Genomic DNA, 26,576 nt, shown 5'->3' with positions numbered 1-26,576 from the left:
AAGGGTGTGCTCCCTTGCGCTCTGGGGGGCCCCGACGACACCCCGCCCGCGCGCCGGTGCGGGGCCCGGGCCCCCCCCGGCCCCCCGCGCCCCTCGGCGTCCGCGCTCCCGCGGCCGCCGAGGAAGCTTCTTACCGGTCTCAGACGGTCTGGTGGAGCAGTACACCCAGCGCAATCAGCAGGATCATCAGCGTCACCAGCATCGTGGGGCTGAGCTGGGCGAAAATACCGCCCGCTTGCTGCTGAAGCCGTTCTCTGCTTGCCCGGCACACGGGGCAGCGGCCCTCGTTCACAGGGGCCGCGCAGTTGGCGCACACCAGTCGGTCGTACGTCATGCGACCTCCTTCTCCACTGCGCCAACGCACCGGAAGGCGCATTGGTTCCCTCCTCCACTGTGCCAGCTCGCCGCCGGAACGGCGCGCCCCGCGGGATTGTGCGCCTTTTGTCCTGTAGGTGCCGTGAATAAACGGACCAACCCCCCACGGCGATGCGCCGCCGTGGGAGGTTCGCGTATGGTCACGCACACCGACGGGAGCCGCAACTCGGTAACCCGTACCTCTATCCAGGTCGACCGTGGTGCATCAGTGATCCGATTCGACAACGTCTCCAAGACCTACCCGAAGCAGAACCGCCCTGCACTCAGGGACGTCTCCCTTGAGATCGAGCGCGGCGAGTTCGTCTTCCTGGTGGGCTCCTCGGGCTCCGGTAAGTCCACCTTCCTGCGGCTGCTGCTGCGCGAGGAGCGGACCAGCCATGGCCACGTGCACGTTCTGGGCAAGGACCTCGGCAAGCTCTCCAACTGGAAGGTCCCGCAGATGCGGCGCCAGGTGGGCACGGTCTTCCAGGACTTCCGACTGCTCCCCAACAAGACCGTGGGGGAGAACGTCGCCTTCGCCCTGGAGGTCATCGGCAAGCCGCGGGGCCAGATCCGCAAGACGGTTCCCGAGGTCCTCGAACTCGTCGGCCTCGGCGGCAAAGAGGACCGTATGCCGGGTGAACTCTCCGGTGGTGAGCAGCAGCGCGTCGCCATCGCGCGGGCGTTCGTCAACCGCCCGATGCTGCTCATCGCGGACGAGCCCACCGGCAATCTCGACCCGCAGACCTCGGTCGGCATCATGAAGCTGCTGGACCGGATCAACCGGACCGGTACGACGGTGGTCATGGCCACCCACGACCAGCAGATCGTCGACCAGATGCGCAAGCGGGTCATGGAACTCGAAAAGGGCCGGCTCGTACGCGACCAGTCGCGCGGCGTGTACGGCTACCAGCACTAAGCGTGTACGGCCCCCAGTACTGAAAGGACGCCATGCGCGCCCAGTTCGTCCTGTCGGAGATCGGCGTCGGTCTCCGCCGAAACCTCACGATGACTTTCGCCGTCATCGTCTCCGTAGCCCTTTCGCTCGGTCTGTTCGGCGCCTCGCTGCTGATGCGCGACCAGGTGAGCACCATGAAGGGCTACTGGTACGACAAGGTCAACGTCTCCATCTTCTTCTGCAACAAGAACGACGCCGAAAGCAGCGGTGCCAACTGCGCCAAGGGTGCGGCCACCCAGCAGCAGAAGGACGACATCAAGGCCGAGCTGGACCGGCTGCCGATCGTGCAGAACGTGACGTACGAGTCCAGCGACCAGGCCTACAAGCACTACAAGGAGCAGTTCGGTGACACGCCCGTCGCCGGGCTGGTGACGCCCGACCAGCTTCCGGAGTCCTACCGCGTCAAGCTCAAGGACCCGACGAAGTTCACGGTCATCAAGTCGGCGTTCTCCGAGCGGCCAGGCGTCCAGGAGGTGCAGGACCAACGGGGCACCGTTGAGCCGCTGTTCAACCTCCTCAACGGCATGAACATCGCCGCGCTGGTCGTGATGGGGCTGATGCTGGTCGTTGCGCTGATGCTGATCGTCAACACCGTCCGGGTGTCGGCGTTCAGCAGGCGGCGGGAGACCGGGATCATGCGGCTGGTGGGAGCGTCCAGCTTCTACATCCAGATGCCGTTCATCCTGGAAGCGGCCATCGCGGGTCTGCTCGGCGCCGTGTTCGCCTGTGTGCTGATCGTCGGCGGCAAGTACATCCTCGTCAACAACTGGCTGGCGGAGAAGATCCAGGTGATCAACTTCATCGGCTGGGACTCGGTGGTGGCGGTCCTTCCGCTGGTCCTTTTGATCGGGCTGCTGATGCCCGCGCTCGCCGCGTTCTTCGCGTTGCGCAAGTACCTCAAGGTGTGAGCTTTGCCAAGGGGCGCCGTACGGCAACTTGCCGTACGGCGCCCTTTTGTCCCCTAGACTCACCGGCATGTCGGGCCCGTGTTCGTACGACCGGCCCCGCCGCATTCGCCGCGGGGCGGCCCTGACGTTGTTCCTCGTGAGCGTGCTCGCCACCGGCGCGGTGACCGGCACCTGGAGCGATGAGGCGGAGGGCGCCGCGGGGCGCACCGCCCCGGACCGTATGTCCTCCGGAGCGCACACCCGCGAGTCCCTCGCGGACCGCGCCGCCGTCGAGCGGGCCGCTTCCGAAGCCGTCGAGGACGGCAAGTCCGGTGCGCAGGCCGCCGCCGAGGTCGTCAGCCGCAGCGGCGACCGCTGGTCGACGATCTACACACCGGGCCAGTACGAGGACTTCCAGGAGCAGTTGGGCGGCGGCTATGTCGGCGTCGGGCTCTGGGTTCGGCCGGCGGCCGGCGGCCGGATCGCGGTGTCCCGGGTCCAGCCCGGCAGCCCCGCCGCACAGGCCGGTATCGCGGTGGGCGACCGGCTGCGCGCCATCGACGGCCGCACCACCCGCGACGTCCCGGTCACCGATGTCGTCGCCCGGCTGCGCGGTGCCGCCACCGACGGCTCCCGTGGCCCCGCCGCCGCGGCCGGCACCCGCGTGACCCTGGATCTCCAGCGCGGCGACCGCCGCTGGACCGAGACCCTGCACCGCACCCGGCTGAGAGCCCGGAACGTCGTCGTGGACCGGCCGGCCGGCGCCCATGGCCCGACCCGCGTCAAGATCGCCGCGTTCACCAAGGGCACCGGCGACGCGGTCCGCCGTGCGGTGCGCCATGCCTCCCCGGACGACGGCATGCTGCTCGACCTGCGGGGCAACACCGGCGGCCTGGTCACCGAGGCCGTCGCCACCGCTTCCGCCTTCCTGGACGGCGGGCTGGTCGCGACGTACGACGTCCGCGGCCGGCAGCGCGCCCTGTACGCGGAGCGCGGCGGGAATACGCACGTTCCGCTGGTCGTCCTGGTCGACGGGGGCACGATGAGCGCCGCCGAGCTGCTGGCCGGCGCCCTCCAGGACCGCGGCCGGGCGGTCCTGGTGGGCTCCGCGACCTTCGGCAAGGGCGCGGTGCAGATGCCCAGCGAGCTGCCGGGCGGCTCGGTCGCCGAGCTGACCGTCGGCCACTACCGCACCCCCACCGGCCGGACCGTCGACGACAGCGGCCTCACCCCCGACCTGGTCGTGGGGAAGGGCGCCGAGAAACGGGCCCGCACGGTATTGAGTGGCCTCGGGGGCGGGTCTTAGTGCGAAAATGGCCGCACTATGGCTAAGGACAAGGGCAAGGACAAGGATCCCGGGCGCAAGCTCGTGGCGCAGCACAAGAAGGCGCGGCACGACTACCTCATTCTGGACACCTATGAGTGTGGTCTGGTGCTGTCCGGCACCGAGGTGAAGTCGCTGCGGCAGGGCCGGGCGTCGCTGGTGGACGGATTCATCCAGATCGACCGGGGCGAGGCCTGGCTGCACAACGTACACATCCCCGAGTACGCCCAGGGCACCTGGACGAACCACAGCGCGCGACGCAAGCGGAAGCTGCTGATGCACCGCGTGGAGATCGACAAGCTGGAGGCCAAGAGCCAGGAGTCGGGCCACACGATCGTGCCGCTGGCCCTCTACTTCAAGAACGGCCGGGCCAAGGTCGAGATCGCGCTGGCCAAGGGCAAGAAGGAGTACGACAAGCGGCAGACGCTCCGCGAGCAGCAGGACCGCCGTGAGACGGACCGGGCGATCTCGGCTGCCCGCCGGCGGCAGCGGGCCTGATCTGCCCCGACGGGCCCCGTCGGGGCCGGTCCGCGGGGAATACGCTGGCAACGGCAGCCGTTGTTCCCGTACGATGGCTCCACACCCCACGAGGGGTGCAGGCACCACCTTGATAAATCAACATGGGGATGATCGGTTTCGACAGCGGATGTCGAAGCAGGGGAAGCGAGTCGAGGAAGCGGCAATGATCTCGTAAACCATATGTCGCAACCAATAATCGCCAACACCAAGCGCGATTCCTTCGCCCTCGCTGCCTAAGTAGCGACTTGCGAAGTGTCAGCCCGGGGCTGTTCCCGACCCGGATCCTGGCATCGACTAGGGAACTAAACTTCTAGACCCGGTCACGGGGTCCAGAAGGAAATCAAACAGTGACTGAGCCCGTCGGAGACTTGTTCGCGTGATCTCCGGGGCCGAGAAAATCGCAGCGAACTGCACTCGGAGAAGCCCTGATTCCGCACCGTTGGACGCGGGTTCGATTCCCGCCATCTCCACAATTCCCATGTGAGGCCCAGGCCCCGTCTGTCCGAGAGGACAGCGGGGCCTGAGTCGTGTCGGGGTCCTGGTCGTGACGGCAATGGGGGAGTCGATGGAACAGTCGCCGGCCCGGGTGAAGCGGGCGGTCCGGGAGGTTTTCGGGTGAAGATCAGCGAGGTGGGCGACGCCCTCTGGGCGGGGGTCAAGGGCTGGCTTTCCGGCCCGGACCGGCATGCGCAGGCCCGGGCGGCCACGGAGCGGGCGGCGGCCGTGCTGCCGCCCGGGGAGCGGGTCGTCGCCGGCCATCCGGTCGAGGCGGGCGAGCGGCTTCCCGAGCCGCCCCGGCAGTTCCGGCAGGAGGCGTTCCCGGCGCAGCGCACCACCGGTGACCGGCTCGTCGACGGACTGGGGCGGGCCGAGGACGGACTGCACCGCCTCAATCCCGTCAATGCCGTGGTGGACAGGTGGGACGACCGGCACCACCGCGACACCCCTCAGCTGTCGGGCAGCTGGCAGAGCCTGGCCGGGCAGCTGGCGGCCGTGCTGCGGCCGCGCTGTTCGTTCCGGTATCTGTCGGTGCTGCTGGTGACCGACCACCATCTCCATGTGGTGCGGGTGCGACTGGCCGGCAACCGGCGGGAGCCGATGGGCGGTGCGGACGCGGTGGAGTACGCGTGGCGGGTGGAGCGGCGGCAGGTCGCCTGGGTGCGGAACCGTACCGATGTGCGGCACGGCACGCATGAGGTCGGCTTCGTGGACGGTTCCTGGGTGACGTTCGCCTTCACGGTCGGCGGGTACGGCCCGGTCGTGGAGACCTTCCCCCGGCGGTTGCGGTACACGGACCCGATCAGCTGACGGGCGCCGGCGGGCGGTTCGGGCCCCGGCGGGCCGTGCGCAGGGTGACGGTCAGCGCGAGGGCGGCCGCCGCCGCGGGCACTCCGTAGGCCGCGCCCGTCGCGGCCAGGTGGTCGACCGCCCAGCCGCCGCTCGCCGATCCCGCTGCGATACCGCCCAGCAGCGCGGTCACGGCGAGCGTCATGCCCTCGTTCAGCCGGCCGGGCGGCGTCAGCGACTGGACGAGTCCCATGCCGGTGACCATGGCCGGCGCGGTCGCCATACCGGCCAGGAGGAGCGCGACGGCCAGCACTGCCGGGCTCCCCGTCCCGGCCGCGAGCAGCGGAAGCAGCATCAGGGCCGCCATCGCCGAGGTGCAGCAGAGGAAGCGGTGGCCGGCGCTCCCCCATGCTCTTGAAGAGCGGGGAGGGACCTCCCTCGTCGGCCGCAGCAGGCCGTAGAGCAGCCCCGCCGCGCAGGAGCCGGCCGCCTGGAGGGCCAGCATGCCGCCCCCGGCGGAGCGGATGCCCTGGGCGTCGGCGTAGGCGAGGGTGGCCACCTCCAGTGAGCCGAAGATCGCGCCGGTGCAGAGGAAGCTGAGCAGCAGCGGCGGGAGGCCGGGGCGGCGCAGCGGGGAGCGGGCCGGGGGACGGTCCGCGCTGCGGGCGGCGACCGGGGGTTCGGTGCGGCGCTGGGCCGCGAAGAGCAGCACCCCGGTCAGCAGCAGCGCCGCGCCCACCGCCGTGCCCGCCTCCGGGAAGAGGGTGGTGCACAGCAGCGTGGCGAGCACCGGTCCGAGCAGGAAGCACAGCTCGTCCGCGGCCTGTTCGAAGGAGTTGGCGGTGTGCCGGGCGGCCGGATCGTCGCGGAACAGGTGCGCCCAGCGGGCGCGGGACATGCCGCCGGTGTTCGGGGTGGTCGCGGTGGCGGCGTACGAGGCGAAGAGGGTCCAGTCGGGCGCGCCGTAGTGGACGCAGAGCAGGAGTGAGAGCGAGCCGAGGGTGGCGAGCGCGGTGGCGGGGATTGCGGTACGGGCCTGGCCGTACCGGTCGGCCATCCGGGCGGTCCACGGTCCGGCCAGCGCCGTTGCCGCCAGTCCGGTCGCGGTGACCGCCCCGGCCAGCGCATAGGAGCCACGCGAGCCGGCGATCATCAGGACCGCACTGATGCTGAGCATCCCCATGGGCAGCCGGGCCAGCAGATTGGCCGCCGTGAAGGCGCGGGTGCCGGGGACGGCGAAGATCCGCCGGTAGGGGGCGAACGGGCGGAAGCGGGCGCGGCGGCGGCGCGGGGCCGGGCGTACGGGCGCGGGGGGTCCCGCCGGTCGAGCGGAGCCGAGAGTGGGGGAGGCGACCGGCCGGGCGGCGAGGAAGAGGATCATGCTTTCTACGGTCGCCGCCGGGCCCGATGCCCGTCCAACACCTGATCAGCGCCCATTCACGCACATGTGTTGTTGATGCGCGGCAGGTGTCGGCCGGTATCGGCGCTGCCAGGATGGCCCGATGCCGTACGACATCGATCCGCGACTGCTCCGCGCCTTCACCGCCGTCGCCGAGGAGCTGCACTTCACCCGGGCCGCCGCCCGGCTGTACGTCGCCCAGCAGGCGCTGAGCCGCGATATCCGGCGGCTGGAGCGGGAGTTGGACGCCACGCTGTTCGTACGGAGCACCCGCCGGGTCACGCTGACGGCGGACGGGGAGCGGCTGCTGCCGTACGCACAGCGGGTGTTGGCCGCGCAGGACGACCTGGCCGCCGCGTTCCGGGCCGCGCCGGAGCGACCGCTGCTGGTCGATGTGAGTGTCCCGATCGGCACCGCCCACGGGGTGCTGGAGGCGGCCAGGGGCCGGCTGCCGGACAGCTGTGAGCTGGTCGCCCGCTTCCACAGCGGGCTGACGGGCGCGGCGGCCGAGATGGCGGCCGGGCGGCTCGATGTCTCCTTCGGCCGGATCGCGGCGCTGCCGGCCGCCGTACGCGCCGGTCTCGGCCATCAGCCGGTCCGGCTGGAGCCGATGGCGGTCCTGCTGCGCGACGATCATCCGCTGGCCGCACGGCCCGCCGTCCCGCTCGCGGAGCTGGCCGGCGAGACGCTCTACGCGGCCGCCGGCAATCCGCAGACCGTGGAGTGGACGGACCTGGCCGAGCGGCTCTTCGCGGGGCGCGGTATCGCGACGGCCGAGCCGTTCCCGGAGATCGAGGGCTCGCAGGAGTTCGTACGGGTGGTGCGCAAGCGGGGGTGGTCGGTGCTGGCGAGCGTGGAGTTCATGGACGTGCCGGGGATGGTGCTGCGGCCGCTCGTCGACCCCGTACCGCTCTCGCCGGTGTCTCTGGTGTGGCGGCGCGGGCTGCGGCATCCGGGCCTGGACGCGTTGCGGGCCGCGGCGCGGGAACGGGCCGAGCGGCACGCCTGGCTGGCGCTGCCCGGGAGCGCATGGTGGCTCCCGGAGGCGGATGCGCGGGCGATGGGCGTGCACGGGTGACGGGCCGGCGTTGCGCGGCGTACGGCCGAAGTTGGGCGACGTACGGCAGAAGTTGGGTGACGTACGGCCGAAGTCGCGCGGCGTACGGCAGAAAGTAGCCATGCACAGGCAACCGCGGGTGTGTGAAAACCTTTCCTTAACGGCAGGGGATCTTATGGGGAACGAACAGGGAGAGCTGTGCAACGGCGTGCACTTCTTGCGGCGGCGGCCGCGCTGACCTTGACCGTCACGGCGGGCCTGGCCCTGACCGGCTGCGGGTCCCCGCGGATGGCGGCGCTGCACGCCAGCTGCACGACCAAGGGCCTGGGGTGGAAGATCACGGTCCTGAAGAAGAAGCCGCGCTCCCAGCACCGCGAAGCCCGGCTGTCCGTCGTCAACAAGGGTTCGGCCCCGTGTGTGTTCCGCGGCTTCCCGGCTGTCGCGGTGCATCTCGGCAAGGGGCCCCAGGCCGATGCCCAAGGGCATGGCCGGGCCCTGCCGATAGACCTGGGGCGCGGCGCCACGGTCACCACCGGCCTGCGTTACCGGGACTGCCCCAAGGACGCGCTGCTGAGCGAGCCCATAGCCGTCACCAACGACACCGCCGTGGTGTCCGCGCCGCGCGACTCCACGACCGGGCAGGCGGTGGTGGCCCGGGACGAGGCGGGCAAACGCCTGCGGATGAACATCTGCGCGGACACGATATGGATGGGCCCGCCGCGGGAAGCGGCCGAGTAGCCCTGTTTATGGGGCCATTGAGGCACCGGCGGTACGTGCCGCGAACGAGGTGAACGCGGCCCAGGCACCCGGCGGGAAGTCGAGGTGCGGGCCCTGGGGGTCCTTGGAGTCGCGGACATGGACGGTGGCGGGGTGGGCGGCCACCTCGACGCAGCAGCCGCCTTGTTCGCTGCTGTGGCTGGACTTGTGCCAGTTGTAGGCGACTTCTAGGCAGTTGCCGCCTTCGTCGCTGCTGTAACTGGACTTGCGCCATTCGTATGCCACTTCTAGGCAGGCGCCGCCCTCGCTGCCGCTGTAGCTCGACTTGAACCATGTCAGGTGGGTCATCGCTCTCCTACAGCCGATCCAGCAGACCCATGGTCTCTTCGGCATTGAGGGCCTGCATTCGCAGCATTCCATACTTCTGAGCGAGGATGCTGACCTCGTCCGGGTCAGAAATCAGCTCACTACTGCGCTGCGCCTCGGTGTAGGCGAGGTGTTGATGGTCGGGGGTCTCCAGCACCACGAACGGACCGGCGAGACCGGCGTGATGCTCGCGGCTCAGCGGCAGGATCTGCATCGAGACCCCATTGAGATCCGCACAGGTGCGCAGGTGAGAAATCTGATCCCGCATGATCTCCCGACCCCCGAGATTGCTCAGCACGGCGGCCTCGGAGAAGACGAAGCTGGCGATGACGGGCTTGACCTTGTGCAGGATCTGCTGGCGTTCCAGCCGTGCCGCGACCCGCCGTTCCACCGTCTCCTCGTCGAGGTGCGGGATATTGCTGCGGAAGGTGGCGCGGGCGTAGCCCTCGGTCTGGAGCAGGCCGGGGAGGACGCCGTGCTCGTATCCACAGAGCGCGATGGCCTGCTGCTCATAGGCGATGAAGTCCTCCGCCCAGATCGGATACTTGTCCTTCGGCGGCAGCTTCCCCACCCCGGTCGCCAACGCCCCGCCCGTGCGCAGGAGTTGATCGAACTCGGTGGCCAGATGCGGCATCAGGGCCCGCCTGCCCTGTTCGATGGAGGCGATGGTTTCCTCGGAGGCGGTGGTCTGTTCCCCGAGGCCGCGTTGGGTGAGTCCGGCGTTGATGCGGAACATCGCCAGTTGTGCGCCGATGACTTCCATGGCTGCGGAGTGCCGGTTCTTGGGCTTCTTTCGCGGCTGCATGGCCTTCCACTCCCCCTACTTGAGCGCCAGTGACCGTGTGTGCGCCCGTACTCACCAGGAGTACGGGTCCGTCTGGCGCGGCAGCATAGTTACGCAGCGCAACCGCCACGTCGGGAATGCGCAGATTGCACCCGCACGGGAGTCCGGGCCGCCTCACGACCGTCCGCCGCACCCGGTGAGTGCAAGGTTTCGTACGCGTCACCGGGCGGCACGGTATGGAAACCCGCCCTCCCTAGCGTCGGTGTGCAGGACACGACCCCTGGAGGCGCGATGACGGCCGCGGCAGCAGAGACCCGTAGCGACAGCCCTGACGAGACCCCTGCCCGCAGCCGTACCGAGGGCCGGCCGCGGAGGGGCGGCCGGTGGATCGAGCACTGGGACCCGGAGAACGAGGGGTTCTGGCGGGAGAAGGGGGAGCGGATCGCGCGGCGGAACCTGGTGTTCTCCGTGCTCTCCGAGCACATCGGGTTCTCGATCTGGAGCCTGTGGTCGGTGATGGTGCTGTTCATGGGGCCCGAGTACGGGATCGATCCGGCCAGCAAGTTCTTCCTGGTGGCGATGCCGACGGTGGTGGGCGCGGTGCTGCGGGTGCCCTACACCTTCGCGGTGGCGCGGTTCGGCGGGCGCAACTGGACGGTGATCAGCGCCGCGATGCTGCTGGTGCCGACCTCGGTGGCGGCGGTGGTGATGGAGCCGGGCACCTCGTATACGACGTTCATGCTGGTCGCGGCGCTGGCGGGGGTCGGCGGCGGGAACTTCGCCTCGTCGATGACCAACATCAACTCCTTCTATCCGCTGCGGAAGAAGGGGTGGGCGCTGGGGCTGAATGCCGGTGGCGGGAACATCGGGGTGCCGGTGATCCAGCTGCTGGGGCTGCTGGTGATCGGGACCGCGGGGGCCGCGCATCCGCGGATCGTGCTGGCCGTCTATGTGCCGCTGATCGTGCTCGCGGCGGTGCTCGCGGCGCTGTTCATGGACAACCTCGCCCCGGTGACCAACGACACCGGGGCGGCCCTCGACGCCGCCAGGGAGCCGCACACCTGGGTGATGTCGCTGCTGTACATCGGCACCTTCGGGTCGTTCATCGGCTACAGCTTCGCCTTCGGCCTGGTGCTGCAGAACCAGTTCGCGCGCACGCCCCTCCAGGCGGCGTCGCTGACCTTCATCGGGCCGCTGCTGGGGTCGCTGATCCGGCCGGTCGGCGGACGGCTGGCGGACCGGTTCGGCGGCGCCCGGATCACTCTGGGCACCTTCGGGGCGATGGGCCTGGCCACCGGGGTCGTCATCTACGCCTCGGCGGTGCGGTCGCTGCCGGTGTTCCTCGTCGGGTTCATTGCGCTGTTCGTGCTGACGGGGCTCGGCAACGGCTCCACGTACAAGATGATCCCGGGGATCTTCCAGGCCCAGGCGCTGCGGCGGGGGCTGGCGGGGGAGGCGGCCGCGGCCCACGGGCGGCGGCTGTCCGGCGCGGCGATGGGGCTGATCGGGGCGGTGGGCGCGCTCGGCGGGCTGGCCATCAACCTCGCCTTTCGCCAGTCGTTCCTGGTGGCGGGGTCGGGCACGCCGGCCTTTGTGTCGTTCCTCGGCTGCTACGTGGTGTGCGGCGCGGTGACCTGGACCGTATACCTGCGCCCGGCGGCCCGTGCGCGGCGTACGGCGCAGGCGGCGGAAGCGGCACCGGCGGACAAGGGGCGGCGCCCGGTGTACGCCGAGGTGTGAGCGGGGGGAGAGGCGGGCGTGGCGGCCGCCTGCGGGCCGCTGTACCCGCCCCCGCACCCGGCCGGTCGGGCGGGGTGGCGTGCGGAGCGTCGTAACCACGGGGAAATATGGGAGGACCGGGGTTGTCACGTGCCGTTGGCACGCTGGCGACTTGGCACTCCGTGCCGTCCGAGCCGCGGCGGTACGGAAGCACAGGGCACCACACCACTCTGGGCGGAGCGGGACGACCATGCACGAGCAGCAGCAGGAGCACGGTGAGCAGGAGCGGACGGCGCCGGAACCGGGGTCGGGACCGGGGCCGGACTCGGGGCCGGGCTCGGTCCCGGCCGTCCGGCCGCTGGACGGGTTCACCGTCGGGGTGACCGCGGCCCGGCGGGCGGAGGAGCTGGGCGCGCTGTTGGAACGGCGCGGCGCCCAGGTGCTGCATGCGCCTGCCCTGCGCATCGTTCCGCTGCCGGACGACACCGAGCTGCTCGCGGTGACCCGGGATCTGATCGACCACGCGCCCGACATCGTCGTGGCCACCACCGCGATCGGCTTCCGCGGCTGGATCGAGGCCGCGGAGGGCTGGGGCCTGGGCGAGGCGCTGCTGGACCGGCTGACCGGGGTGGAGCTGCTGGCGCGCGGGCCCAAGGTACGGGGCGCCATCCGGGCCGCCGGGCTGACCGAGAAGTGGTCACCGGCCTCCGAGTCGATGGCCGAGGTGCTGGACCGGCTGCTGGCGGAGGGTGTCGCCGGGCGCCGGGTGGCCCTGCAACTGCACGGGGAGCCGCTGCCGGGGTTCGTCGAGGCGCTGCGGGCCGATGGTGCGGAGGTCGTCGGCATCCCGGTGTACCGCTGGATGCCGCCGGAGGACATCGGGCCGGTCGACCGGCTGCTGGACGCGGTGACCGGGCGCGGTCTGGACGCGGTGACCTTCACCAGTGCCCCGGCCGCGGCGTCATTGCTGCGCCGTGCCGGGGAGCGCGGTATCCGTGCGGAGGTGCTGGCGGCGCTGCGGCGGGACGTGCTGACGGTGTGCGTGGGGCCGGTGACCGCGCTGCCGCTGGAGGCGGAGGACGTTCCCACGCTCCAGCCGGAGCGCTTCCGGCTCGGGCCGCTGGTGCAGCTGCTGTGCCGTGAACTCCCGGGACGGGTGCGGGCATTGCCGGTGGCCGGGCGGCGGATGGAGATCCGTGGGCACGCGGTCGTGCTGGACGGCGCGCTGCGGCCGGTGCCGCCGGCCGGGATGGCGCTGCTGCGCGCGCTGGCCCGCCGCCCCGGCTGGGTGGTCTCCCGCGCCGACCTGCTGCGCGCCCTGCCCGGCGCGGGCCGGGACGAGCATGCGGTGGAGACCGCGATGGCCCGGCTGCGGGTGGCGCTGGGCGCCCCCAAGCTGATCCAGACGGTCGTCAAGCGCGGCTACCGGCTGTCGTTGGACCCGCATGCGGACACGGACAAGTACGGCGGGGAGTAGCGGGCCGGGGCGGAGGCGGGGCCGGGGACGGAGGCGGGGACGGTGGCCGGAGACGGGGGCGGGCCGGTGTGCCGAGCTCCCCAAGGGGCGTGCTACTGCGGGTTGTTGACGCGGATCTTGGACTGGCCGTGCTTGCGCTGCTCCCAGTCGTCCATGAAGCGCGCCTCCAGGCCGTGCTTGCGGGCCAGCTGCAGCAGGGTCTCGGTCCGGTAGTAGAAGTCCTCGCGCAGCACCTGGTGTTCGGCGCCCTCGGTGCGGTCGAAGGTGAAGTCGAAGAAGCCGCCGGGGGCCAGAATCCGGCCGACATGGGCGAGGCACTCGTCGATGACGTCGAGCGGTGAGTGCGAGAAGACGCTGTGCGCGTGGACGACGTCGAAGTGGGCGGACGGCAGGAAGTCCAGCTTCAGGTCCTGCGTGATCGTCAGGTGCGGCAGCTTGTCCTGGAGCTCGTAGGTCGTCAGGGTCTGCTTCGCGGAGATCAGGATGTCCGGCGAGATGTCGATGCCGTAGTAGTTGCCGGTGTCCAGGTAGGCGATGAAGCGCCAGCCGGCGCGCAGATTGCCGCAGCCGATGTCCAGCATCCGGTGGCCGGGCTTCAGACCGTGCTCGGACAGGTAGTCGAACTGCATCTCGCCCAGTGCCAGCCAGCGCTCATGGCTGCGGCTGCCGACCGCGGCCTCCGGGTTGCGGCCGGCGTCGGAGGCCATCACCGCCCGGTAGTACGCCACATGGCCGGGGTGCTTGAGGCGCAGCCAGGCGTCGCGGGCGGTGCGCTTGACGTACGGGGCGATCCGGGCCGGATGGCGGAGCGCGTATCCGGCCTTGTGGGTGAGGCTGGCGCGGTTCGTGTGCAGGGACTTGCGCGACATGGAGACCTTCGTCCTGGAGGGGCTGAGGTGCTGAGGCCTGGCCGGTGGATCGGGACACGCCCCCAGCATGCGGCGGACCGGTGCGGGAGGCCTGCGGAGCGCCGCGCCGCGGACTATACATCACGTGTATACGCGTGGTGTCTACTCGCGGTGCCTACTCGCGGTGTCTGTGCGACGCGGGTGTGCGCGTGGATGTGGCGTGGGCGTACGTGTCCACGTGGCGTCCGCGTCCGCTTCCATGTGGTGTGGGCGTCCGCCTCCCCATGGCGTGGATGTGCGCATGCATGTGGCGTGAGTGTCCGCGTCCACGTGGCGTGGGTGCGCGGAGTGGCCGCCTCCGGAGGGTTCCGGCCGGCCCGTGGGCCGGGCACTCTGGGAGCACACACGTTTGGTCCCTAAGGAGTGACAGGCACATGGCGGCGCCTTGCGAGCTGCGGTTCGACTGCGGGCGGGTCTGCCTGGACCTGGCGGCCACCGCCGACGGCGCCGTCGCCGAACGCCTCGCCGGCCCGGACCAGTTGCGGGCCTGGCTGACCGGCGCGGGCCTGGTGCCGCACGGCACCCCGCTGGACGGCGTCGACGGCCGCTGGCTCGGCCGCTTCCGCGCGCTGCGGGAGCTGCTGCTCCGGGTGGTGCACGGCGAGCTGCGGGGCGGAGCGGCCGACGCCGACCTGATCCTGCTCAACTCCGCGGCCGCCGCCGGGCAACCGCCCGCCGCCTGCGCGGTACGGGCCGCCGACGGCACCCTGGTCCGCGCCCTCCCCGGCCCGCCCGAATGCGCCGGACTGCTGGCCGAGGTGGCCCGGGACGCGATCGGGCTGCTCACCGACGGGTCGGCGCGCGCGCAGCTGCGGCAGTGCGAGGGCGAGAGCTGCACCCTGGTCTACCTGGACACCTCGCGGGGCCGGCGCCGTCGTTGGTGCTCCAGCGAAGTGTGCGGCAACCGGGAGCGGGTGGCGCGGCACCGGAGGCGGACGATGGTGCGCCGGGAACAGTCCGGGGGCGCCGCCGCGGGCCCCGTCCACGCCGCGGAAAATTATTCCGCCGGACGCTGAACGCCCCGTCCGTCCCGTCCGTACTCCTCACCGCAAGTCCGATTCATGGCAGGGTCCCCGTCGATCTTGGGCGATCTGGGCTATCGACCCGGGAGTTGGAGTGCGTAAGGATGCCGTCGTGGCAGACAGGACGACACCTGAAGAGGAGCTCATGCGAGCCCTCTACGACGATCATGCGGGCCCGCTTCTCGCCTTCGTCCTGCGATTGGTGGCGGGAGACCGGCATCGCGCGGAGGACGTGGTGCAGGAGACGCTGGTGCGCGCCTGGCGCAACGCCGACCAGTTGCAACGGGCGACCGGCTCGATCCGGCCCTGGTTGGTTACGGTCGCCCGGCGGATCGTGATCGACGGGCACCGCAGCCGAAAGGCCCGGCCCCAAGAGGTCGACGCGACCCCGCTGGAGACCATGCCCGCCGCCGATGTGATCGACCGGGCGCTGCGCCTGATGACGATCTCCGAGGCGCTGAGCGACCTGAGCCAGGCCCACCGAGAGGCCCTCGTGGAGACGTACTTCAAGGAGCGTACGGTCAGCGAGGCAGCGGAGGTGCTGCGCGTGCCGGCCGGAACCGTGCGGTCCCGGGTGTTCTACGCGCTGCGCTCCCTGAAGCTCTCACTCGAGGAACGAGGAGTGACGGAGTGATCCCGCCCACGCAGCCGGACCGGCACAGCGACGTCGGCGCCTATGTGCTGGGCGTCCTGGACGCCGCCGACGCCGAACGGTTCGAGGCGCATCTCGTCGCCTGTGACCGGTGCGCGGCCGAACTTGAGGAGCTGATGGCCCTGACGCCGGTGCTCGCCGAGTTCAAACAGTCCGCCCCCACCCCGCAGACGATCACGGCCGTCCCCGGCCCCCGGGTGCTGGACGGACTGCTCGACGAGGTCCACGCCACCCGCCGCGGGCGCAGCCGGCGCCGGCTGTTCCTGGTCGCCGCGGCCGTGGTGCTGATCGTCGGCGGGCCGCTCGCCGCCTTCTCCCTCAAGGGGGAAGGGGACAAGGCGCCGGCGCCGCCGCTGGCGAACGCCGTCCGGGCCCAGTACGCCGCGGGCGAGAAGGTGACCTCCGTCGACCCGGACACCAAGGTCTCGGCGGGCGTCTCCATGGCCGCCCGGCCCTGGGGCACCCAGGTCGTCCTCGAACTCGCCAACGTCAAGGGGCCGCTGAGCTGCGACCTGGTCGCCGTCGGCAAGGACGGCAAACGGCAGACCGTCACCACCTGGGCGGTCCCCAAGGGCGGCTACGGCATCCCGGGCAGCGCCGCGAAGTGGAACCGCGAGCCCCTCTACGCGACGGGCGGCGCGGCCCTCAACCGCGGCGACATCGACCACTTCGAGATCAGCACGCTGGACGGCAAGCGGCTGGCCACGGTGAAGGCCTGAGAATCCGGGGCGCCCGGACCGGCGCCCCGGCCGGACAGGGTGCGGGGCGCCGGTCAAGGGCCGCCGCGGCTCCGACCGGATCGCCAAGGGTCCGACCGGAGCACCAAGACCCCGACCGGACCGCCAAGGGCCCGACCGGAGCACCAAGGCTCCAACCGGACCGCCAAGAGTCCCGCCCCGACCGCCAAAGGCTCCGACCGGCGAAATCTCCGCCGGCCACACCCGATGTAGCGGTCTGAATCAACATCCGACCAAACTCGCCCGCTTTTGTCCCTTTCACCAGGTGCGCGCGGTGCCTGGTTCGCGTACGGTTGACGGCTGCCCTACGCACAGCAGAAGGGGGCCTGGGTGGCCGCGCACAACGCCACGCACGCACCGGATCACGCTTCGGATTCCGTTCGCGACCGCGAGATCGAGGCCGAGCAGACGCATCTGGACCGTGTCTACCGGCGCCTTGAGGAGAAGATCCACGAGGCAGAGTTCCTGATGGACGACGCCGCCAAGCGCGGCCAGGTCGGCACGCCCGGCGCGCTCGCCGAGCGCGACGCCCAGGTGTTCCAGGCCGGCGTCCATCTCCACCGCCTGAATTCCGAGTACGAGGACTTCCTCTTCGGCCGGATCGACCTGCTCCTCGGCAAGGACGGCAAGAAGGGCCCGGACGGCGCCTTCACCTCCGTCGAACCCGCCGACGGCGCGATCGAGGACGGCCGCGCCACGATCGCCGAGACGCTGCACATCGGGCGTCTCGGCGTGCTCGACGCGGACTACACCCCGCTGGTCATCGACTGGCGGGCACCGGCCGCCGCCCCCTTCTACCGGGCCACTCCGGTCGCCCCGGGCCGGGTCGTCCGCCGGCGGGTGATCCGCTCCAAGGGCCGTAAGGTCCTCGGCGTCGAGGACGACCTGATGCGCCCGGAGATCACCGCGACGCTGGACGGCGAGGAGCTGCCGGCGATCGGTGACGGCGCGCTGATGGCCGCGCTGGGCCGGGCCCGCAGCCACACCATGCGGGACATCGTCGCCTCCATCCAGGCCGAGCAGGACAAGGTGATCCGGGCGCCCGCCGCCTCCGTCACCGAGGTCGAGGGCGGGCCCGGCACGGGCAAGACCGCGGTCGCCCTGCACCGCGCCGCCTACCTCCTCTACCAGGACCGCCGCCGCTACGCGGGCGGCATCCTGATCGTCTCCCCGACCCCGCTGCTGGTCGCGTACACCGAAGGCGTGCTGCCGTCGCTGGGCGAGGAGGGCCAGGTCGCCATCCGGGCGCTCGGCTCGCTCGTGGACGGCGCCGAGGCATCGAGCGGGGGTGGCCCGGAGGGCCTCGATGAGGGGCGGCGGTCGGGTGACGGGGGGGCCTATGACCCGCCGGCGGTGGCCCGTATCAAGGGCGCGTCGCGGATGCAGAAGCTGCTGCGCAAGGCGGCCCGCGGCGCGCTGGAGCTGGCCGCGCCGGGCGCACAGCACACCGGCCGGGAGGCTGCCAAGGCCGCGGCGAACGGGGGAGGGGCCCCGGAGGGGGACGCCCAGCTGTCCCTGGAGGACCTCTTCGCGGCGGCCGGGGACGACACCGACCGGGACGCGGCCGCCAACGGCAGTCGCAGAAGACGCACCAGGGCCCCGCGCCCGGCCCCGCCCGCCGCGGGCCCGCCCGCCCACCTGCGGGTGGTCGCGTTCGGCGGCCGGATCGAGCTGGACGCCGACGAGCTGCGCGCCATCCGGCAGTCCGCGCTCGGCGGCACCGCGCCGGTCAACCTGCTGCGCCCGCGGGCCCGCCGGCTGATCCTGGACGCCCTGTGGAGCAAGTCGGGCGCCGCGCGCCGCTACACGGACCCCGAACTCGCCGCCGAGGCCCGCGAGGGCTTCGACGAGGACATCACCACCGAGCCCGACTTCCAGGAGTTCCTGGACGCCTGGTGGCCCGAGCTGACCCCGCGCGGAGTGCTGGCCGCCATGGCCGACGAGCGCCTGCTCGGCCGCTGGGCGCGCCGCGTCCTCACGTCGCGCGAGGTACGCCAACTGGCCCGCTCGCTGCAGCGGCTGGACAGCTCCGGCCATGGCCCGCTGTCGGTGCACGATGTCGCGCTGCTGGACGAGCTGCAGATGGTCCTCGGCGCCCCGATGCGCCCGGCCCGCCCGCGCGAGGCCGATCCGCTGGACCATCTGACCGGCCTGGAGGAGCTCTCCACCCACGCGGACCGCATGGGCGGCGGCCGCAGCCGGCGCGAACGGCTGGAGGAGGAGCGCACCGACTACGCCCATGTCATCGTCGACGAGGCGCAGGATCTGACGCCCATGCAGTGGCGGATGGTCGGCCGCCGCGGCCGGCACGCGACGTGGACGGTCGTCGGTGACCCCGCGCAGTCCTCCTGGTCCGACCCGGACGAGGCCGCCGTCGCCCGCGACGAGGCGCTCGGCACCCGCCCGCGCCGCCGCTTCACGCTCACCGTGAACTACCGCAACCCCGCGGAGATCGCCGAACTGGCCGCCCGGGTGCTGGCGCTGGCGATGCCCGGTATGGCGTCACCGAAGGCGGTCCGCTCCACGGGCCTGGAGCCCCGCTTCGCGCTCGTCGCGGACGGGGACAGGGACGGGAACGGGGGCAGGGACGGGAACGGGCAGGCCCGGCCCGGTGACGACGCGGCGCTGGCGCAGGCCACGGTGGCCGAGGCGGAGCGGCTGCTGGGCGAGGTGGACGGCACGGTCGGCGTCGTGGTGGCCATGAACCGCCGTGCGCAGGCCCGCCGTTGGCTGGCCCCGCTCGGCGACCGGGTGGTGGCGCTGGGCTCCCTGGAGGCCAAGGGGCTGGAGTACGACGCGACGCTGGTGGTCTCACCGGCCGAGATCGCCGACGAGTCCCCGGCCGGCCTGCGGGTCCTGTACGTGGCGCTGACCCGGGCCACCCAGCAGCTGACCGTGCTGTCGGCCGAACGGGACGAGCCGGACGCGGCAGGCGTACCCGACCTGCTGCGGGACTGAACCGCCCGTCGGCCATGTGCCGACACCCGTACGGCGGCCCGCGCCGGGCGTGCGCGCCGCCGTACGAGGGGTCTTGAAAACAGCGCCCCGGGACGGGATTCGCTTCGGGGGATGGTTTGTTAGCCTGGGTGACGGCACCGGCCCGATCCAAGCCCCCGGGCCCAACCATCGTCGCTACGAGCGACCACTTGCCGCGAGGCGAGCATGGCGGGTCGGTGCCGCTGAATGTGGAAGAGGCCCACGTCACCCCGTGACGTGGGCCTCTTTGCCGTGGTGGCAAAATCTCGTATGGTGGAAGTTGTTTTCCGAGGCAGTCGCCGCCCGCGAACAAAACGTTCGCAATGCCGGGCGGCTACCGCGTACTCCGCGGTAGGTGCGACGATCGGACGGCAATCCAGCGACACGGTGAAAGCAGAGGAAGTCGGCCATGGCAACGGCGCCCAGCGTCTCCTACTCGATGACGGTCCGGCTGGAGGTGCCCGCGAGCGGAACCGCGGTCTCCCAGCTCACCACGGCCGTCGAGTCCCACGGAGGCTCGGTGACCGGCCTCGACGTCACTGCGTCCGGACACGAAAAGCTCCGCATCGACGTCACCATCGCGGCGACCTCCACGGCCCACGCCGACGAGATCGTCCAGCAGCTGCGCACGATCGAGGGCGTCTCGCTCGGCAAGGTCTCCGACCGTACCTTCCTGATGCACCTCGGCGGCAAGATCGAGATGTCGTCGAAGCACCCCATCCGCAACCGTGACGACCTGTCGATGATCTACACCCCGGGCGTCGCCCGCGTGTGCCAGGCCATCGCCGACAACCCCGAGGACGCCCGCCGGCTGACCATCAAACGCAACAGCGTCGCGGTCGTCACCGACGGTTCCGCCGTCCTCGGCCTCGGCAACATCGGCCCCAAGGCCGCACTGCCCGTCATGGAGGGCAAGGCGGCCCTCTTCAAGCGCTTCGCCGGCATCGACGCCTGGCCGCTGTGCCTGGACACCCAGGACACCGACGCCATCGTGGAGATCGTCAAGGCCATCGCCCCCGGCTTCGCGGGCATCAACCTGGAGGACATCTCCGCCCCCCGCTGCTTCGAGATCGAGGCACGGCTGCGCGAGGCCCTGGACATCCCGGTCTTCCACGACGACCAGCACGGCACCGCCATCGTGGTGCTCGCCGCGCTCACCAACGCGCTGCGCGTCGTCGGCAAGAAGACCGAGGACGTCCGGGTCGTGATGTCCGGCGCCGGCGCGGCCGGCACCGCCATCCTCAAGCTGCTGATCGCCGCCGGTGTCCGGCACGCCGTCGTCGCCGACATCCACGGTGTGGTGCACGCGGGCCGTACGGACCTGGTCGAGGCCGACCCGGACTCGCCGCTGCGCTGGATCGCCGACAACACCAACCCCGAGGGCGTCACCGGCACCCTCAAGGAGGCCGTGGTCGGCGCGGACGTCTTCATCGGCGTCTCCGCGCCCAACGTCCTGGACGGCGACGATGTCGCGAGGATGGCCGACGGTGCGATCGTGTTCGCACTCGCCAACCCCGACCCGGAGGTCGACCCGGCCGTTGCCCGGCAGACCGCCGCCGTCGTGGCCACCGGCCGCTCCGATTTCCCGAACCAGATCAACAACGTCCTGGTGTTCCCCGGCGTCTTCCGCGGCCTGCTGGATGCCCACTCCCGTACGGTGAACACGGAGATGATGCTGGCCGCGGCCGGAGCCCTCGCGGACGTCGTCCTGGAGGACGAGGTCAACCCGAACTACATCATCCCCAGCGTCTTCAACGAGAAGGTCGCGGGCGCGGTGGCCGGAGCGGTCCGGGAAGCGGCGAAGAGCGGCGACCCGTCTGTGACGGCTGCCACGACGGTCTGAGTACGGCGCGTCGCTGGACACGCCGTCGTTGGGGCCCCCATAGGGTGGCGGGCAGCAAGCGACCGCCGCCCTGTGGGGCCGGCCCGGAGCGGGAATGATACGGAGCGTCACCACTAACGAGGCAGTGGCGCTTTTCGTGTGACCCTCCTGGGTGCCGGATTGGCTTTACCGCCGCAGGTGGGGGCAGGATGCGTAATCGGGCGCGAGGGTCTGGCACCAGACCCGGGTCCGGGGACTGTCCGAGGACCCTGGCAGCATCGGCTTCGATCTCACGCCTCATTGGCAAGAAGAACACGGGAGTACAAACATGAACCGCAGTGAGCTGGTGGCCGCTCTGGCCGATCGCGCCGAGGTGACCCGCAAGGACGCCGACGCCGTTCTGGCCGCCCTCGCCGAGGTGACCGGCGAGGTCGTCGCCAAGGGCGACGAGAAGGTCACCATCCCCGGCTTCCTGACCTTCGAGCGCACCCACCGTGCCGCTCGCACCGCGCGCAACCCGCAGACCGGCGACCCGATCCAGATCCCGGCCGGCTACAGCGTGAAGGTCTCCGCGGGCTCCAAGCTCAAGGAAGCCGCCAAGGGTAAGTAACACCCTCAGCACGGCATGACAGGGCGGCCATCCCTTCCAGGGGTGGCCGCCCTTTTGTGTTTCTCGGGGGAGTGCGGGAGCCGTGCCGGACGGCCTGAGCCCGCGTTGGCCTTCCGGCGCCCGTGAGGCGGCCTGTGCCGCCCCGGGATCAGCGGCCCGGGCGAACGGAAGTCCGCCGGGTCCGCGTCCGCCGGAGAGGCCGTCAGGGCCGTACGGGGGCCGGGCGCGACGCCCGACCGGGGCCGCACCCCCAACAGGCGGCGGCAGCAGCCGGCTCCCTACGCCCTGCGCCCCCGCCGGCGTTCCTGCCGGCGCCGCTCGCCCGCACCCTCCGGGTCACCGGGCCCCGTCGTCCCGCGCGGCGCACAGCGCATGGTCGGTCAGGTCGGTGATGCCGCGGATCTGGCGCGCGGCGGTGTCGTTGTCCCCGGGCCGGCTGTGTGCGGAGACGGTGACGGTCGTCCGCCCGTCCGGGGTCACGGCGGGCCCCACCACGTAGCCGAACCCGGAGCCGCCGTGCCCCCAGTACCCGCCGCCGCAGGACAGCGGTGTCCAGAGGAGGCCGAGTCCGGCGCGGGTGCCCGGGGGATCGCCGTGGTCGTCGGGGACGTCGACCGTCCGTTGCATCTCGGCGAGCTGCGCGGGGGCAAGCAGCTTCCCGCGCACCAGCGCGCTGAAGAACCTGCCGGTGTCCGCCGCCGTGCTGATCATCGAGCCGTCGGCGTCCCCGTCGAACGGGAGGTACGCGATCGTGGTGTCGGTCATCGGCCCGGCCGGCTCGAACTGCTGGTAGTTGTGGGCGTGAGGGCGCGGCAGGAACGGCCGGTTTCCGGGCGTGCGGGTGTGGGTCAGCCGCAGCGGACGCACAATGCGGTCCCGGACCTCCTGCTCCCAGGAGTGGCCCGTGACCGCCTTGATCACCATGCCGGCGAGGACGTAATTGGTGTTGGAGTACTCCCAGCGGGCACCGGGGTCGAAAGCGGCCGGGTGCCGCAGGGCCAGGGCGACGCGCTGTTCGGGGGTGTGGACGGTCCAGCGGTGGTGGCGGTATCCCGCGGCGCCCGGTTCGGGGACGACGTCCTTGACGTAGTCGGGCACTCCGCTGGTGTGCCGGAGCAGGTGCCGCAGGGTGATCCGGCGCCCGTCGTTCCCGTGGCCGCGGACCACGCCCGGCAGCCATGTGTCCACCGTGTCGGTGAGCGACAGCCGCCCCTCACCGGCGAGCTGGAGCAGCACGGTCGCGACGAACGTCTTCGTGGTGCTGCCGATTCTCATGTACCCGTCAGGGGGCACCGGTTGTCCGGTGCGGAGGTCGCCGACTCCGCTGCGGACGGTGTGTAACCCATCGGGTGATGCCAGCCTGACCGATACGCCGGTGACCCCGGCGTCCCGCAGTGCGTCGGCGTCCTGTTGCAGACGGGAGGTCCGGGCGGCGGCGGCCGTCGCGGTGCCTGCGGGGAGAAGCGTGGTGAGGAGCGCGGCGGCAAGGAAGGCCGCTGTCCGGCGCGCCCTCCGGTGTGGGGTGATCGACATGCGGCAACCGTAGGAGCGGGCAGGTACGGCGACCATCCGGCCTGCCCCAGTTTCTGCGGTCGGGTTCTCCACCGTCCCGTGCCCGTACGCCCGTTGTCTGCACACGGCCTGGGGTGTGCGCGGAGCGGGCCGCCGGCCCGGAGCCGGAAGCCCGCCCCGCCCGCGCTCAGTTGGGCAGTGCGCCGTTCGGCAGCTCGACGTCGGCGCCGAGTTCCACGAGCTTCTCCATGAAGTTCTCGTAGCCGCGGTTGATCAGGTCGATGCCGTGCACCCGGGAGGTGCCCTGCGCCGCCAGTGCCGCGATCAGATACGAGAAGCCGCCGCGCAGGTCGGGGATGACCAGGTCGGAGCCCTGCAGCTTGGTGGGCCCGGAGACGACCGCGGAGTGCAGGAAGTTGCGCTGGCCGAAGCGGCAGGCGGAACCGCCCAGGCACTCGCGGTAGAGCTGGATGTGCGCGCCCATCTGGTTGAGCGCGGAGGTGAAGCCGAGCCGGGACTCGTAGACCGTCTCGTGCACGATCGACAGGCCCGACGCCTGGGTCAGCGCGACGACCAGCGGCTGCTGCCAGTCGGTCTGGAAGCCGGGGTGGACGTCGGTCTCCAGGGCGATGGCGTTGAGCAGGCCGCCCGGGTGCCAGAAGCGGATGCCCTCGTCCTCGATCTCGAAGGCGCCGCCGACCTTGCGGAAGGTGTTGAGGAAGGTCATCATCGACCGCTGCTGCGCGCCGCGGACATAGATGTTGCCCTCGGTGGCCAGCGCCGCGGACGCCCAGGAGGCCGCCTCCAGGCGGTCCGGGAGGGCGCGGTGGTTGTAGCCGTCGAGTGTGTCGACACCCGTGATCCGGATCGTCCGGTCGGTGTCCATGGAGATGATCGCGCCCATCTTCTGCAGTACGCAGATGAGGTCCTCGATCTCCGGTTCCACGGCGGCGTTCGACAGCTCGGTGACGCCCTCGGCCAGCACGGCGGTCAGCAGCACCTGCTCGGTCGAGCCGACCGACGGGTAGGGCAGCCGGATCTTGGTGCCGCGCAGCCGCTGCGGGGCTTCCAGGTACTGCCCGTCGTCGCGCTTCTCGATCGTCGCGCCGAACTGGCGCAGCACGTCGAAGTGGAAGTCCACGGGCCGGCCGCCGATGTCGCAGCCGCCCAGGCCGGGGATGAAGGCGTGGCCGAGGCGGTGCAGCAGCGGGCCGCAGAACAGGATCGGGATCCGGGAGGAGCCCGCGTGCGCATCGATGTCCGCGACGTTGGCGCTCTCCACGTGCGACGGGTCGAGGATCAGCTCGCCCGGCTCGTCACCGGGGCGCACCGTGACGCCGTGCAGCTGCAGCAGCCCGCGCACCACGCGTACGTCGCGGATGTCGGGCACGTTGCGCAGTCGGCTGGGGCCGCTCCCGAGGAGGGCGGCGACCATGGCCTTGGGCACAAGGTTCTTCGCGCCGCGAACCCGGATCTCGCCCTCGAGCGGGGTGCCGCCGTGGACAAGCAGTACGTCGTCAGTAGAGACGGTCATGGATCTCGCGTTCCTGGAGACGGGCAGGGGCCAAGCAGAAATGGTAAGGGCGGCGGGGGGTGGGTCCGTAGGCCCGTGCACGCTTTGAACGTGTAATGGCTTTGTCACAACACGCTCCGCTACGATCCGCCTTTGATCTGTAATCGCCTTTTGGGGTAATTGACGGGGAACGTCGTTAATTGGCTGTCCGGTGCCGATGGTGTGCGCCGGTGCTGCCGCCGTACGCCCTGCCCTGCTCTCGCGCGGGTCCGGGCGTTGACTCCCCGCTCCGGGCAGAAGTGCGGGATCATGTGGCCATGACCGAGGTGTCCTCGCTCACAGGCCGGCTTCTTGTCGCGACCCCCGCGCTCGCCGATCCGAACTTCGACCGCGCGGTGGTGCTGCTCCTCGACCACGACGAGGAGGGCTCCCTCGGCGTGGTCCTGAACCGTCCCACCCCGGTCGGCGTCGCGGACATCCTCGCGCCCTGGGCCGCGCTGGCCGGTGAGCCAGGGGTGGTCTTCCAGGGCGGTCCGGTGTCGCTGGACTCGGCGCTCGGGGTGGCGGTGGTGCCGGGCGGCCTGTCCGGTGAGGGCGGTATCCCGTCGGTGGACGGCGGCGTCCGCCCCCATGACGACGGCGCGGAGATGGCCGGTGCACCGGCCGCGGACCGGGCGGGCGTGCAGTCGGGTGACGAGCCGCTGGGCTGGCGCAGGGTGCACGGTGCGATCGGCCTGGTCGATCTGGAGGCCCCGCCGGAGCTGCTCGCGGCGGTGCTCGGCAGTCTGCGGATCTTCGCCGGGTATGCGGGCTGGGGGCCGGGTCAGTTGGAGGACGAACTGGTCGAGGGCGCCTGGTACGTGGTCGAGTCCGAGCCCGGCGATGTCTCCTCGCCCGATCCGGAGCAGCTGTGGCGCGCGGTGCTGCGCCGGCAGCGCAATGAGCTGGCGATGGTGGCCACCTATCCGGATGATCCGTCGCTGAACTGAACTCGTCGGGCGCTGCGCGCGCGGCCGGTGCCGGGGCGAGACGGCGGGGGCGAGGCGGCGGGGGCGCCACCGCCCCGTTTTTGTTGACGACTTGATTATTGTGACGGCTTCGGCATGGGGAATTGTCAGTCCCCGTCGCTAGGGTGCGGGATGACAGGGGACGGTGCGCGGCCGCGTCGGCGGGGCCGTGCTGGACAAACGGGGAGAGGCCATGCACAGGCCGAGCGTGCCCGAGGATCTGGACCACCCGGAGCGCCTGTGGGCGCGCGCCGCGACGCTGGCGGTAGTGGCGGCCGCCGTGGACGACGGGGACGAATTCTCCTGGAGCGACCAGGGGTTGCAGTGCTGGAACGTCGGCGGAAGCTACTGGTGGCGGCTGAAGATGTTCCAGGACGGCCGGGCCCTGCTGTGCGGCCAGGACTCCGACGGCAGTCACACGCACAGCGGAGGCCGGCAGATCGACTTTCTGGACGGCGGCCCCGAGTGGCTGCCCTGGGAGGAGCTGCGGGAGGACGCCGACGGCAATCTCTTCGGCTTCGTCTACTGGTGGCAGGACGGCGCCTGGGCCCGCGCGCCGTATCCCGAGAAGATGCCGGACGACGGCCTGGAGACGGCCATGAGCTGGGTCGCGCCCGGCGACGACGCGATCCGCGAGATCGCCGAGGACCTCGTGGCCCGCACGGAGACCGAGGTCGACGCGAGGGCGGCGGTGCGCGCCTTCCTCGCCGCCGCCGAGGCCCGCACGGTCTGCGCCCAGGACATCACCACCCTGCTCGACACGGTCTGCGGCCAGGACGCCTGGTACGAGGTCCGGCCGGACGCCGCGCTGGCGTTCGCCACCGAGCTGGGGCTGACGGCCGGGGACCGGGGCGGGATGGCGGTGGCTTCCTAGGAGCCGCAGGGGGAGGGGCTGGTCACCGTCCCCTCCCGGGCGCGTCCGGGGTGCTCGGGGCGAAGAAGCGCTCGGCCCGCCATCTGGGCAGCGCG

24 protein-coding genes and 1 other RNA gene are annotated in these 26,576 nt (G+C 71.4%); 18 read left to right on the top strand and 7 right to left on the bottom strand.

The genetic code is table 11. The annotated features are described in order from the left end of the window. Nucleotides 1–139: 139 nt before the first annotated feature. Nucleotides 140–334: a hypothetical protein gene (locus AB0C46_RS37855; RefSeq protein WP_362833654.1), complete on the bottom strand. Its 195-nt coding sequence runs from the start codon at nucleotides 332–334 to the stop codon at nucleotides 140–142. Between the two features lie 249 nt (nucleotides 335–583). On the opposite strand from AB0C46_RS37855, the gene ftsE reads away from it, so the two are divergent. The 6 genes from ftsE (at nucleotide 584) to AB0C46_RS37825 (ending at nucleotide 5,350) form a co-directional block, all read left to right on the top strand. After that, nucleotides 584–1,273 carry a cell division ATP-binding protein FtsE gene (gene ftsE / locus AB0C46_RS37850; protein ID WP_168479372.1) on the top strand — a complete coding sequence of 230 codons (690 nt, stop codon included), beginning with the start codon at nucleotides 584–586 and terminating at the stop codon, nucleotides 1,271–1,273. A gap of 32 nt (nucleotides 1,274–1,305) precedes the next feature. Continuing rightward, the gene (ftsX, locus tag AB0C46_RS37845) at nucleotides 1,306–2,220 is read left to right on the top strand and encodes a permease-like cell division protein FtsX (RefSeq protein WP_362833653.1); all 915 of its coding nucleotides are present in this window, start codon (nucleotides 1,306–1,308) and stop codon (nucleotides 2,218–2,220) included. Nucleotides 2,221–2,287: 67 nt separating this feature from the next. Further along, nucleotides 2,288–3,505, top strand: coding sequence for a S41 family peptidase (locus tag AB0C46_RS37840; protein ID WP_362833652.1), 1,218 nt, complete (start codon nucleotides 2,288–2,290; stop codon nucleotides 3,503–3,505). 18 nt (nucleotides 3,506–3,523) lie between these two features. Then, nucleotides 3,524–4,021 (top strand): SsrA-binding protein SmpB, encoded by a 498-nt coding sequence (smpB, locus tag AB0C46_RS37835; RefSeq protein ID WP_362833651.1) that lies wholly within the window; start codon nucleotides 3,524–3,526, stop codon nucleotides 4,019–4,021. Between the two features lie 124 nt (nucleotides 4,022–4,145). Continuing rightward, nucleotides 4,146–4,515: a transfer-messenger RNA gene (ssrA, locus tag AB0C46_RS37830) on the top strand. A gap of 142 nt (nucleotides 4,516–4,657) precedes the next feature. After that, the gene (locus AB0C46_RS37825; RefSeq protein ID WP_362833650.1) at nucleotides 4,658–5,350 is read left to right on the top strand and encodes a hypothetical protein; all 693 of its coding nucleotides are present in this window, start codon (nucleotides 4,658–4,660) and stop codon (nucleotides 5,348–5,350) included. Here the strand turns inward: AB0C46_RS37825 and AB0C46_RS37820 are convergent. After that, nucleotides 5,343–6,710, bottom strand: coding sequence for an MFS transporter (locus tag AB0C46_RS37820; RefSeq protein ID WP_362833649.1), 1,368 nt, complete (start codon nucleotides 6,708–6,710; stop codon nucleotides 5,343–5,345). The two genes, AB0C46_RS37825 and AB0C46_RS37820, sit on opposite strands and share 8 nt — an antisense overlap. Nucleotides 6,711–6,831: 121 nt before the next feature. Here AB0C46_RS37820 and AB0C46_RS37815 point away from each other — a divergent pair, with 121 nt between their 5' ends. Together AB0C46_RS37815 and AB0C46_RS37810 are read left to right on the top strand one after the other, a co-directional pair. Next, nucleotides 6,832–7,806, top strand: a complete 975-nt coding sequence (locus AB0C46_RS37815; RefSeq protein WP_362833648.1) for a LysR family transcriptional regulator — start codon at nucleotides 6,832–6,834, stop codon at nucleotides 7,804–7,806. A 177-nt stretch (nucleotides 7,807–7,983) separates the two neighbouring features. After that, nucleotides 7,984–8,523, top strand: a complete 540-nt coding sequence (locus AB0C46_RS37810) for a DUF4232 domain-containing protein (protein WP_362833647.1) — start codon at nucleotides 7,984–7,986, stop codon at nucleotides 8,521–8,523. Nucleotides 8,524–8,529: 6 nt separating this feature from the next. Here AB0C46_RS37810 and AB0C46_RS37805 read toward each other — a convergent pair whose 3' ends face one another. Beyond that, nucleotides 8,530–8,850, bottom strand: coding sequence for a DUF397 domain-containing protein (locus AB0C46_RS37805; protein WP_362833646.1), 321 nt, complete (start codon nucleotides 8,848–8,850; stop codon nucleotides 8,530–8,532). Between the two features lie 7 nt (nucleotides 8,851–8,857). Beyond that, a complete protein-coding gene (locus AB0C46_RS37800; RefSeq protein WP_362833645.1) occupies nucleotides 8,858–9,673 on the bottom strand; it encodes a helix-turn-helix transcriptional regulator in 816 nt (271 codons plus the stop codon). Between the two features lie 270 nt (nucleotides 9,674–9,943). Between AB0C46_RS37800 and AB0C46_RS37795 the strand changes: the two genes are divergently transcribed. Both AB0C46_RS37795 and AB0C46_RS37790 read left to right on the top strand, forming a co-directional pair. After that, nucleotides 9,944–11,392 carry a nitrate/nitrite transporter gene (locus tag AB0C46_RS37795; protein WP_362833644.1) on the top strand — a complete coding sequence of 483 codons (1,449 nt, stop codon included), beginning with the start codon at nucleotides 9,944–9,946 and terminating at the stop codon, nucleotides 11,390–11,392. 229 nt (nucleotides 11,393–11,621) lie between these two features. Continuing rightward, complete coding sequence (locus tag AB0C46_RS37790) at nucleotides 11,622–12,848, top strand: uroporphyrinogen-III synthase (RefSeq protein ID WP_362833643.1); 1,227 nt, start codon at nucleotides 11,622–11,624, stop codon at nucleotides 12,846–12,848. Between the two features lie 92 nt (nucleotides 12,849–12,940). Here AB0C46_RS37790 and AB0C46_RS37785 read toward each other — a convergent pair whose 3' ends face one another. Further along, entirely contained in the window at nucleotides 12,941–13,717 is a 777-nt protein-coding gene (locus AB0C46_RS37785; RefSeq protein ID WP_362833642.1) for a class I SAM-dependent methyltransferase, read from the bottom strand. Nucleotides 13,718–14,130: 413 nt separating this feature from the next. Between AB0C46_RS37785 and AB0C46_RS37780 the strand changes: the two genes are divergently transcribed. The 6 genes from AB0C46_RS37780 (at nucleotide 14,131) to AB0C46_RS37755 (ending at nucleotide 21,575) form a co-directional block, all read left to right on the top strand. After that, nucleotides 14,131–14,772, top strand: coding sequence for an ABATE domain-containing protein (locus tag AB0C46_RS37780; protein ID WP_362833641.1), 642 nt, complete (start codon nucleotides 14,131–14,133; stop codon nucleotides 14,770–14,772). Between the two features lie 118 nt (nucleotides 14,773–14,890). Next, nucleotides 14,891–15,412, top strand: coding sequence for a sigma-70 family RNA polymerase sigma factor (locus AB0C46_RS37775; protein ID WP_026169908.1), 522 nt, complete (start codon nucleotides 14,891–14,893; stop codon nucleotides 15,410–15,412). Beyond that, nucleotides 15,409–16,149, top strand: coding sequence for a zf-HC2 domain-containing protein (locus tag AB0C46_RS37770; RefSeq protein ID WP_362833640.1), 741 nt, complete (start codon nucleotides 15,409–15,411; stop codon nucleotides 16,147–16,149). The genes AB0C46_RS37775 and AB0C46_RS37770 overlap by 4 nt, the downstream gene beginning before the upstream one ends. A gap of 348 nt (nucleotides 16,150–16,497) precedes the next feature. Next, nucleotides 16,498–19,125 (top strand): UvrD-helicase domain-containing protein, encoded by a 2,628-nt coding sequence (locus AB0C46_RS37765; RefSeq protein WP_362833639.1) that lies wholly within the window; start codon nucleotides 16,498–16,500, stop codon nucleotides 19,123–19,125. A gap of 427 nt (nucleotides 19,126–19,552) precedes the next feature. After that, nucleotides 19,553–20,986 carry an NAD-dependent malic enzyme gene (locus AB0C46_RS37760; RefSeq protein WP_362833638.1) on the top strand — a complete coding sequence of 478 codons (1,434 nt, stop codon included), beginning with the start codon at nucleotides 19,553–19,555 and terminating at the stop codon, nucleotides 20,984–20,986. 307 nt (nucleotides 20,987–21,293) lie between these two features. Further along, on the top strand, nucleotides 21,294–21,575 hold the full coding sequence (locus AB0C46_RS37755; protein WP_006605312.1) for an HU family DNA-binding protein: 282 nt from the start codon (nucleotides 21,294–21,296) through the stop codon (nucleotides 21,573–21,575). Between the two features lie 336 nt (nucleotides 21,576–21,911). On the opposite strand, the gene AB0C46_RS37750 is transcribed toward AB0C46_RS37755, so the two are convergent. Both AB0C46_RS37750 and murA read right to left on the bottom strand, forming a co-directional pair. After that, a complete protein-coding gene (locus tag AB0C46_RS37750) occupies nucleotides 21,912–23,108 on the bottom strand; it encodes a serine hydrolase domain-containing protein (RefSeq protein WP_362833637.1) in 1,197 nt (398 codons plus the stop codon). A gap of 166 nt (nucleotides 23,109–23,274) precedes the next feature. Continuing rightward, a complete protein-coding gene (murA, locus tag AB0C46_RS37745) occupies nucleotides 23,275–24,621 on the bottom strand; it encodes a UDP-N-acetylglucosamine 1-carboxyvinyltransferase (RefSeq protein ID WP_362833636.1) in 1,347 nt (448 codons plus the stop codon). Between the two features lie 296 nt (nucleotides 24,622–24,917). Here murA and AB0C46_RS37740 point away from each other — a divergent pair, with 296 nt between their 5' ends. Together AB0C46_RS37740 and AB0C46_RS37735 are read left to right on the top strand one after the other, a co-directional pair. Beyond that, nucleotides 24,918–25,589, top strand: coding sequence for a YqgE/AlgH family protein (locus tag AB0C46_RS37740; protein WP_362833635.1), 672 nt, complete (start codon nucleotides 24,918–24,920; stop codon nucleotides 25,587–25,589). 211 nt (nucleotides 25,590–25,800) lie between these two features. After that, entirely contained in the window at nucleotides 25,801–26,481 is a 681-nt protein-coding gene (locus tag AB0C46_RS37735) for a hypothetical protein (protein ID WP_362833634.1), read from the top strand. Nucleotides 26,482–26,576: the final 95 nt, after the last annotated feature.

This window comes from Streptomyces sp. NPDC048637, assembly GCF_040650675.1.
Taxonomy (GTDB): Bacteria; Actinomycetota; Actinomycetes; order Streptomycetales; family Streptomycetaceae; genus Streptomyces.
This window is presented reverse-complemented; position numbering and strand designations above follow the sequence as displayed.